Source organism: Aerosakkonema funiforme FACHB-1375 (assembly GCF_014696265.1).
Taxonomy (GTDB): Bacteria; Cyanobacteriota; Cyanobacteriia; order Cyanobacteriales; family Aerosakkonemataceae; genus Aerosakkonema; species Aerosakkonema funiforme_A.
On sequence record NZ_JACJPW010000063.1, the window covers coordinates 39,842 to 48,844 of the forward strand.

Here is a 9,003-nt window from a genome sequence, read left to right on the forward strand (position 1 = left end):
CCAGCAAAATTAAGGAAGAGGTAAATAGTAATTTATTTTAGTCTTATGTCAAATAACCCGAAGATAAAAATTTTGGTAATTGAAGACGAAGAAATCGTCCGTATAACCATTTTAGAAATTCTAGCCAGACAAAATTTTGAGACATTTGAGGCCGAAAATGGCATCAAAGGCATCGAAATTGCTAGAGAAAAAAAGCCCGATCTAATTATTTGCGACGTGCGGATGCGCGAACTAGATGGCTACGGTGTCCTGAAAGCGCTCAGAAGCGAACCTGCGACGGCAGCTATCCCCTTCATTTTTATCACTGGCTTATCTAATAAAGCGGATACCAGGAAAGGTATGGAAGAGGGAGCAGACGATTATATAATCAAACCGTTTACACCTGCCCAATTGCTGAAAGCGATCGCAGCTAGACTCGAAAAACAAGCCGCTATTAAGCAGCAAGAAGCACAAAAACTAGATGAATTGCGTAGGAATATTACTTTATCCCTTCCCCATGAATTGCGAACTCCTTTAAATGGCATTATGGGGTTTTCACAACTGCTACTTACCGAGTTAGATTCGCTAGATAAATCTGAGATTCGGGAAATGGTCGAGCAGATCCAAGCTGCTAGCAAACGTTTGTATCGCCTGATTCAGAACTTTTTGTTGTACGCAGATCTAGAAGTTATTGCTTCCCATCCAGAGCGAATCAAAGCGCTACGGAGTCATCGGATAGAGTATGCCAAAACAATGATTGCCGATATAGCCATTCACCAAGCAAAAAAAGCGCAACGAGAAAACGATCTGCATTTGCATTTAGCAGATGGAGAAATTCAAATTTCCGCACAGCATCTGAATAAGCTGGTAGAAGAACTGATAGATAACGCTTTTAAATTTTCTGAAACGGGAACGCCAATTTATATCATCAGCATGGTAAAAAATAATTTTTTTATTCTATCCGTGAGCGATAAAGGACGGGGTATGAACGCCGAACAAATTGCTAATTTAGGAGCTTATATGCAGTTCGATCGCAAACTCTACGAACAGCAAGGCTCTGGTTTGGGATTGGCGATCGCTAAACGTCTAGCAGAATTGTACGGTGGAGAATTGTTTGTAGAAAGCATCCCCGGACAGCAAACAACCGTGCGGGTTGTTATTCCTACTCCAAGCCAATTTTAGATTTTAGATTTTGGATTTTGGCTAGGGAAGAGGGAAGAGGGAGAGGGAAAAGGGAAGAGGAAGAGGGAGAAGGGAAAAGCGAAAATATTAATTCTTCTACTCCCCCACTCCCCCACTCCCCCACTCTCCCTGACGCCCTAGTGCCTAACCCCTAACATTTAGCTACAAATAGGAATCTCAATTACGAACTCTGCGCCTTTTCCTGGCTCTGATATACAGTGCAATTTTCCACCATGTTTTCTGACCACAATTTGGTAGCTAATTGCCAATCCCATTCCAGTTCCTTGACCGATAGGTTTGGTTGTAAAAAACGGGTCAAATAGCTTTCTTTGGACATCATCAGCAATTCCCAAACCATTATCTGCGATGCGGATAAATAAACGGTTGTTTTCTTTTAAAAATGTGCGAATTGCGATCCTACCCTGGCAAGCCTTAATTTCTGCCAGCGATCGCTGTTTGTTGTATTCGTTTATGGAATCAATAGCATTACACAGCAGATTCATAAATACTTGGTTTAGCTGTCCGGCGTAGCACTCGATTTTGGGTAAATCACCGTACTCTTTAATCACCTGAATACCCGGATAATCCCCTTTAGCTTTCAGACGATTATGCAAAAACATCAACGCTGACTCAATCCCCTCGTGAATATCTACCCTCTTCTTTTCTGCTTCATCCAAACGGGAGAAATTTCGCAAAGACAGAACTATATCCCGAATGCGATCGGCCCCTACTTTCATCGAATCCAACAGTTTGGGAAAATCTTCTACTAAAAAATCGACTTCCTTGTCTTCAATTTCTACTTGCAGTTCCGGAACTGGATTGGGATAATAATATTTGTAGAGATTAAGCAAATACAGCAAATCTTGAGCGTACTGTTTCGCGTATTGAATGTTGCCGTAGATAAAATTGATGGGGTTGTTAATCTCATGTGCAATCCCACCAACCAATTGACTGAGGCTAGACATTTTTTCGGCTTGAATTAGTTGCGCTTGAGTTTGCTGCAATTGGCGCAAAGTTCTTTCTAATTGTTGAGCTTGTGCCGTAGCAGTAGCTGCCAATTCTTCCTTAATTTGTAATGCTTGCCGCAGTTCTACTTCAGTCTGTTTGCGCTTTGTAATATCGCGTAGCAGCACAACATATTCTTGTCGTTCTTGATTATTTCTGCCTGAAATTGCCACTTCCAGAAATCGCGAGTTTCCATCTCCACGAGTTACGATCTGTTCGCTACGGGATGGCCAACGCTCCGGCACATCCGGTAAATCCAAAAGTATTTGGTTTAAACGATTTCCGAGTAAATTTTCATTTTTTACTCCAAACAACAGTTCGGTTGCGGGATTTGCTTGCAAAATTACACAATTTTCATCTAACACTATAATTGCATCCAGAGCAATTTTGAAAAGGTGTTCTGCCTTTTCTCCGGCTTCGATAATACTCGTCACTTGCGGTAAGCTAGTCCAGCAAGCGATCGCTACTCCTACAAATGCACTTGTCAGCAGCAAAAGTACAAAAACATTCGTATAGTTTTCGACAGATGCGCTATCTAATTTAGCTCTAGCCGCCCATCCTATTGTTGTGGCGCTGCAAATTAAGAAAATTAAAACTCCCACCTGCACCAGCACAAAATCTGGCATCCTTTCCTGAGAAAGAGGACGATGGCGTTCTTTCCACCAAGATGGATGGAAAGGTGGAAATTTGAGGCTACGTACAGCTGCATCTGCTGCCAAAATTGCGATCGGCAACAGCAATCCGATCGCCAAATATTTCCAGTCCCAAGCTAAACCTCCCACTACCAGGACGATCGCTTCAACTACAAAAAAGCCTCCCGACCACAACGGCCATAATACAGCCGATTTACCTCGACGCAGCCACAATCCTAGATGGATCGCCAACATCGAAAAAAGATATCCCGTTCCAGCTATCATCACCACGAGATCCACATCTCCCCACATCAGACAAACCAGATTCAGTACAAGGGTAAATGTCAGACCCGGGCCGAAAACACCCCGCCGAGAAACGACTCCAAATACAGGTGAAAGATATCCGTCTATTGCCAGTTGATATAAAATTCGGGGCGAGTTGGAAACTGCCGTAGCCGAACTCAAAAGACAGCCGCAAGCAATCAGAAATGTCACCAAAAATGAAGCTGATTCACCCCAAAATGGTTTGGCTGCCCCCACCATATTTAAAAAAGCATTGTTGCCAATTTCGGAAGCATTTGCCAACTGCATCAGTACCCAAGAACCACCCAGATACACTGGCACAATTAACCAGGCAGCAAAATCTAAACAACGCAAGGTGACTCTGGGGTTTTTGCTATCTGCCACAAACGAAGAAGCAGTTTCGCAACCGTAAACGGCATATACGGCAATAAAAAACCACTTCGCCCATTCCACAAAATTGAGCGGCGGCAGATTTTGTATTTCTAACCCACTGCTGGGAAAAAAACCGGGACTGTCGCTTGCTAAACTTAACCATCCAATTCCTTGAATGCCAAAAGCGAGTAGCAATCCTATTGCTGGAAAGACAAAGCATGAATGCAAAATTCCCAAAGCTCTCGTGCCGCTAAAAGCTACTAGAAAAGGAAGTAAAGTAAATCCAATTCTCAACAACGTTACCGGACACGAAATGCCAAGCGGAGAAAGAGTCGCCTCGATTAAATCGGTGAGTATAATGGCATTCATCGGCGGTACCGATACCCATCCCAAAAGATAGCCGATCGCTGCATAGCGAGCCAGTCCGGGATAGCTTTTCAGTAGTCTGGTCGTGTAATTGGGCGTTCCTCCCGATACTTTCGGCCACTGAATACCCAGGCGCTTGATTTGCAGGTTCAGCATAATACCGACGATCGCTCCCGGCAACCATACAAAAATTGCTTTCGGCCCTAACTCTGCGTGCATACTCGGTGCGGTACCAAGCCATAGCAACAAACCGGAAAGCCCGAATCCCCAGCTTTCCATCGGACTTAGGCTTGCTTCGAGACGCTGGGAGAAACGACGATTCAGTTTTCCTTTATCCACGTCTGCACAACTATTAGACTTTTGCGAATAAGTAGTGTTTATGTTAAGTTCAACCATAAATTAGGGACTCGAAGGCGACCAGCCCGATTTATTTTTATGAAAATACAGTTGTCCCGATCAACTTTCTTGGAGTTAGCCTAAGAGTTGATGCTTTGAAAAGATACACCCAAAATCGAGCTCTAGCTTTTGCTTTATCACTTTAAAGCCTATACTATCTTTATTTTTACTATCAATCTCTGCTTAACCTTACTTACGATAGAACAATTTACATAATTTGTGGTGTATCCGTTTTAGCTTTATAGGCAAGAGCCAGTGTACAAATGCTGGAATTATCTCTGGGCAAGAGTTTCATCAAGCCCTAGCTAGGGGCTGGGGGTTAGGGGTTAGGGGCTGGGGGTTAGGGGTTAGGGATTAGGGATTAGGGGTTAGGGGTTAGGGGCTAGGGATTAGGGGTTAGGGATTAGGGGAAGAGGGAGAGAGAAGAAGAGGAATTTTGACTTTTGACTTTTGACTTTTGACTTTTAGCTCCCCCACTCCCCCCTTCCCTGCCAAAAAAAACCCCAGCGGAGTGCTGGGGTTCGATCGTCCAGAGGATGCCGTCGCTCTTAGTTCGGCAAGTTGTTGCTGCCATAAGCATCCACGCTGAAGGCAGGAACGCGATCGCTATAGTCTATCTTGCTGCCGGTAATACTTTCGGATAGTTTCTCAAAAGACTCAGAGCGCCAGTTTCTTTCGTGAATTGGCTTGGACTGCTCGCCTCGGAAGTAAGCTTGAGTACCGATCGCAGCAGCAGCAACCCAACCGACGATCAATAGTGCAATCAGAATAGTCATAACCGTTTTCTCCCGTTTGTGTCTTTCTGTAAATAAATGTAACGAAGTTTAACAATATCTGTTTGTGACTTGACTCAATCACCTAAGTGATGTTAATCACAAGCGCCATTAGAGCGTCACCCGATAATAAAAGTCAAAAGTCACTCATTCAAAAGTCACTCATTCAAAATTTCCCCTCCTCCCTCTCCCTTTCCGAGTAACCCACCATATCGCCAAACCTATAAAACAAAAAACATTTTTCACCATCAACCCGAAACAGCCGATTAACTTCAAAGAGTTTGTTTCCATCGTTCGGGAAACCGTACAGCATCATAAATTGCCAAAAGCCGACGATCGCGGTAAATTATCATTGATTTCTATCTAGGGCTGGAGAGAAATTTTTATGCCCACCTACGATTACTTTTGTGCAAGTAACAATCAAAAAGTTGAAGTTCGCCACAGTATTCACGAAAAACTTACCACTTGGGGCGAGTTGTGTAAGCTCGCTCAATGCGACCCAGGCGAAACGCCACTCGATACACCTGTCCAGCGCTTGATTAGCGTACCAAGCTTGCTCGTTCCAACATCAAATAGCGACTACAAGAGTGCGGGATTAACCAAGCTGGTGAAACGAGACTCTGGAGTCTATGAAAACGTCACCACCTAGCATTGAAAAAGTCAGATTCTCAATAGCTACTTCAGCGAGTTATTCTCAGGTGCGGGCATTCCTATAAATGATAGATGTAATTTGGGATATGGAAACCGGCGACCCCGATGACTTCCTTACCTTATTGTTGTTGATCGGACACCCGGAAGTTAACCTCAAAGCTGTTACCATCACCCCAGGTTCACCCCAACAGATCGGACTGGTAAGGAAAGCATTGGCTCTATTTAATAGAGATATCCCAGTCGGAGCCCATCACAAAGAACACCCTAAACCCTGTGTTTCCAAATGGCACACAGATGTTTATGGAGATATTCCAACTTCCCAAGATGCAGAAAATGGTGGCGAAGTTTTGCGGCGATATTGTGACTCGAACACTACTTTAATTACAGGTGGCCCGCTGAAAAATTTGGGAGCTGCCATTAAATTAAATTTTCAAGTCGATCGCTGGATTGCCCAAGGTGGATTTGCCGGCGAAGGTGTAGTACCATCAGCACTTCAACTAGACAAATTCAAGGGAATGACAACTTGTCCCACTTACAACCTCAACGGCGATTCAAAATCTGCTTTGGCAGCACTTTCTTATGACGGTATTAGGGTGAAAAAATTTGTGTCTAAAAACGTTTGCCATCGCGTTTACTATGACCGAAAAATGCACGATATTTTCCAATCTGTCAAACATAAAAGTTTGTCTCTCGCTTTGATATGGAAAGGTATGGATGCCTATCTGCGTCATCACCCCGATGGTAAAAAATTACACGATCCTTTAGCTGCTTGTTGTGCTATTGACGAGTCGATCGCGACTTGGGCAGAAGTAGAAATATACCGAGAAAAAGGCCAGTGGGGAGCCAGATTATCTCCCGGTTCCGGAACTTGGATTATTATAGACTACAACCCAGAAAAATTTATCTCTACTTTGACGGCATATTAAAAATGGACTCGTCTCAAGACCACTTTATCGGCTATGAAAAAATCTTTGAAAGTCTGACAAAATGGCACTTTAGTCGAGCGGTATTTCAAAAATAAAATTTAAGATATTTCTATTTTTCATAGTTCACAATTTCTGTTTCTAGAAACTGTGAACTATGAACCGCCAAACTATGTGTAAGTCAGCTGTACGCCGACAGGGAAAGTCTTGGCGCTTTTGGGTTTCACATAAACAGACTGTTCTTGTAGCAGTTGTAATTGGGTGAAGCGATCGCGTGTCAGTTGCGCTGTCACCAGTTGACCGTCCCTGAGACTCAACTCTACTACAACTTCCCAACCCAAATGCACAATCCGCTTTACCTTAGCGGGTACGGCGGTTTCTTCCGCCTTAGTCTGAATTAAAACATCGTGAGGACGTAAAAACACATGAGAATTGTTAGATTCCGAATGGTTAAGATCGAAAATTCCCGCAGCGCTGGATAGAACGTTGACAGGGCCAAAGAAACTCATCACAAAGGGGGTAGCTGGATGGTCGTAAATATCCTCTGGAGTGCCTACCTGTTCCACCTGACCTTTATTAAAAACAGCAATTTCATCGGCAAGTTCCATCGCCTCTTCTTGATCGTGGGTAACAAAGACAGTGGTAACGTTAACTTTTTCGTGCAGGTGTCGCAGAGAAGCTCGCAGTTCTTTACGAACTTTAGCATCCAAAGCTCCAAACGGTTCATCTAATAAAAGTACTTGCGGATTTACAGCTAAAGTTCTCGCCAAAGCTACCCGCTGTCGCTGTCCGCCAGAAAGTTGAGACGGATAGCGATCGCCTAACCCCCGCAGTTGCACTAAGTCTAACAATTCTTCCACCCGTTCCCGGACATAAAATCTGGACGCTTTGCGTATTTGTAGACCAAAAGCGACATTCTCGCGGACGGTCATGTGCTTAAACAAAGCATAGTGCTGAAACACGAAGCCAATACCCCGCGATTGCACGTTTTCGTAGGTCATGTCTTTACCACTGATTCTAATTCTGCCCGTATCTGGAGTTTCCAGTCCCGCAATTAGCCGCAGTAAGGTGGATTTCCCCGACCCCGAAGGCCCCAAAAGTGCCACCAGCTTGCCACTGTGAATGTGCAAATTTACCGAATCCACTGCCTGAAACGAACCAAATCGCTTTGATACGTCCTCAATCAAAATGCTCATCGCTACTCTTTCCCTAAACTTTTGATAATTGACCCTTGACTCGATCGAAAACCGGATTTCGTTGGCAGACCTTTTTGTTACACCGATTTATCGCCCAATTTACTGTACTTACATACCACATATCCAGATTTTTTGGTAATTTTTGTCAAATTTCTTGACCTTTGCTACAACTGACTACCTGACTGAGGGCTTTTAGAAACCCGGTTTTTTAGAAAAACCGGGTTTCTGGCCCGCGACAACCCTTTTTGCTGTGCCTTGTAAATTGTACTAAAATAATCTACAGTTTATCTATCGGAATTTAGGTGTTTTTGCTAAAATGCCTTTTATAGGCAATGTTTTTTGACTGCCAACTTCTACCAAGCCCGAACCCAGATCCGTCCAACACTGGAGTCTACAATGGCCATCTTGCAACTCGAAGACAGTTCGGTTTACACTCATCTCAGCGACATTACACGGAAACTTGCAGCTCTAAATATTCAGGTGAAACGCTTGCCCTTGGGGAGTAACTCCTATATCGGGGAATTACTGGCACAAGACATTCTTAGCCTTGCTGAAAAAGAGGAGATATTAGCTGGTTTCGATCGCTACTTTGTTCAATTCCAGCGCAGATTTGGTTATAAATGGCGTGAATTGACAGTTTTGCATCCAGGTTCGCCCTATCTTTGGGCCCTGATAACGCAATTCGATCGCTGCCACACTCACGCAGACGAGGAAGCACTCTATATCCTTTCTGGAGAGTGCGTTTTCGGGTTTGTGCTTCCTGATGGTAGGCAAGCAGAATTAATTGTAGAAGCAGAAGAATTTATTAACGTGCCATCCGGTACCGAGCATTGGTTCCGTCCTACAGGATTGCTTCATTTCAAAGCAGTACGGTACTTTACAAGTGTAGGCGGGTGGACGCCTCAATACACCGATACTAAAATTCACTTTCACAAACCCGTTGCCAGAAGATATCCTGGCGACTGCCCTTAACTTAAAGTTTGTAAGTCCTGGGCAACCCTACGCCTAGCAACAAGTTTTTATTTTTTTAGCTTTGGAATAATTAACAATGACCGTTTTCCCACCTACAACAAATGGTGTTTATGTTCTGACGCAACGTAAATTTGCACGAGCGTCGCTAAGTAGTCGGACAAAAGTAATCGACACTGTATGAACTTTTGTTAAGGCACTTGCAGGAGTGCGATCGCTACCCACGGATAGTACAAATGTATTGTAAAAATTGACA

General features: G+C 43.8%; 7 protein-coding genes. 4 read left to right on the forward strand and 3 right to left on the reverse strand.

Annotated features, from left to right (window positions below; all coding sequences use genetic code 11):
* Positions 1–45 precede the first annotated feature (45 nt).
* Positions 46–1,161 carry a hybrid sensor histidine kinase/response regulator gene (locus H6G03_RS22490; RefSeq protein WP_190468755.1) on the forward strand — a complete coding sequence of 372 codons (1,116 nt, stop codon included), beginning with the start codon at positions 46–48 and terminating at the stop codon, positions 1,159–1,161.
* A gap of 158 nt (positions 1,162–1,319) precedes the next feature.
* Here H6G03_RS22490 and H6G03_RS22495 read toward each other — a convergent pair whose 3' ends face one another.
* Both H6G03_RS22495 and H6G03_RS22500 read right to left on the reverse strand, forming a co-directional pair.
* Complete coding sequence (locus H6G03_RS22495; RefSeq protein ID WP_190468758.1) at positions 1,320–4,235, reverse strand: ATP-binding protein; 2,916 nt, start codon at positions 4,233–4,235, stop codon at positions 1,320–1,322.
* Positions 4,236–4,783: 548 nt separating this feature from the next.
* Positions 4,784–5,011: a photosystem II protein, Psb35-related gene (locus H6G03_RS22500; protein ID WP_190468761.1), complete on the reverse strand. Its 228-nt coding sequence runs from the start codon at positions 5,009–5,011 to the stop codon at positions 4,784–4,786.
* Between the two features lie 382 nt (positions 5,012–5,393).
* Between H6G03_RS22500 and H6G03_RS22505 the strand changes: the two genes are divergently transcribed.
* Entirely contained in the window at positions 5,394–5,657 is a 264-nt protein-coding gene (locus H6G03_RS22505; protein ID WP_190468763.1) for an FmdB family zinc ribbon protein, read from the forward strand.
* Between the two features lie 67 nt (positions 5,658–5,724).
* Positions 5,725–6,585, forward strand: a complete 861-nt coding sequence (locus H6G03_RS22510; protein WP_190468767.1) for a nucleoside hydrolase — start codon at positions 5,725–5,727, stop codon at positions 6,583–6,585.
* A gap of 167 nt (positions 6,586–6,752) precedes the next feature.
* Here H6G03_RS22510 and H6G03_RS22515 read toward each other — a convergent pair whose 3' ends face one another.
* Complete coding sequence (locus H6G03_RS22515; RefSeq protein ID WP_190468770.1) at positions 6,753–7,778, reverse strand: sulfate/molybdate ABC transporter ATP-binding protein; 1,026 nt, start codon at positions 7,776–7,778, stop codon at positions 6,753–6,755.
* A 396-nt stretch (positions 7,779–8,174) separates the two neighbouring features.
* On the opposite strand from H6G03_RS22515, the gene H6G03_RS22520 reads away from it, so the two are divergent.
* Positions 8,175–8,750, forward strand: coding sequence for a cupin domain-containing protein (locus H6G03_RS22520; protein WP_190468773.1), 576 nt, complete (start codon positions 8,175–8,177; stop codon positions 8,748–8,750).
* Positions 8,751–9,003 lie beyond the last annotated feature (253 nt).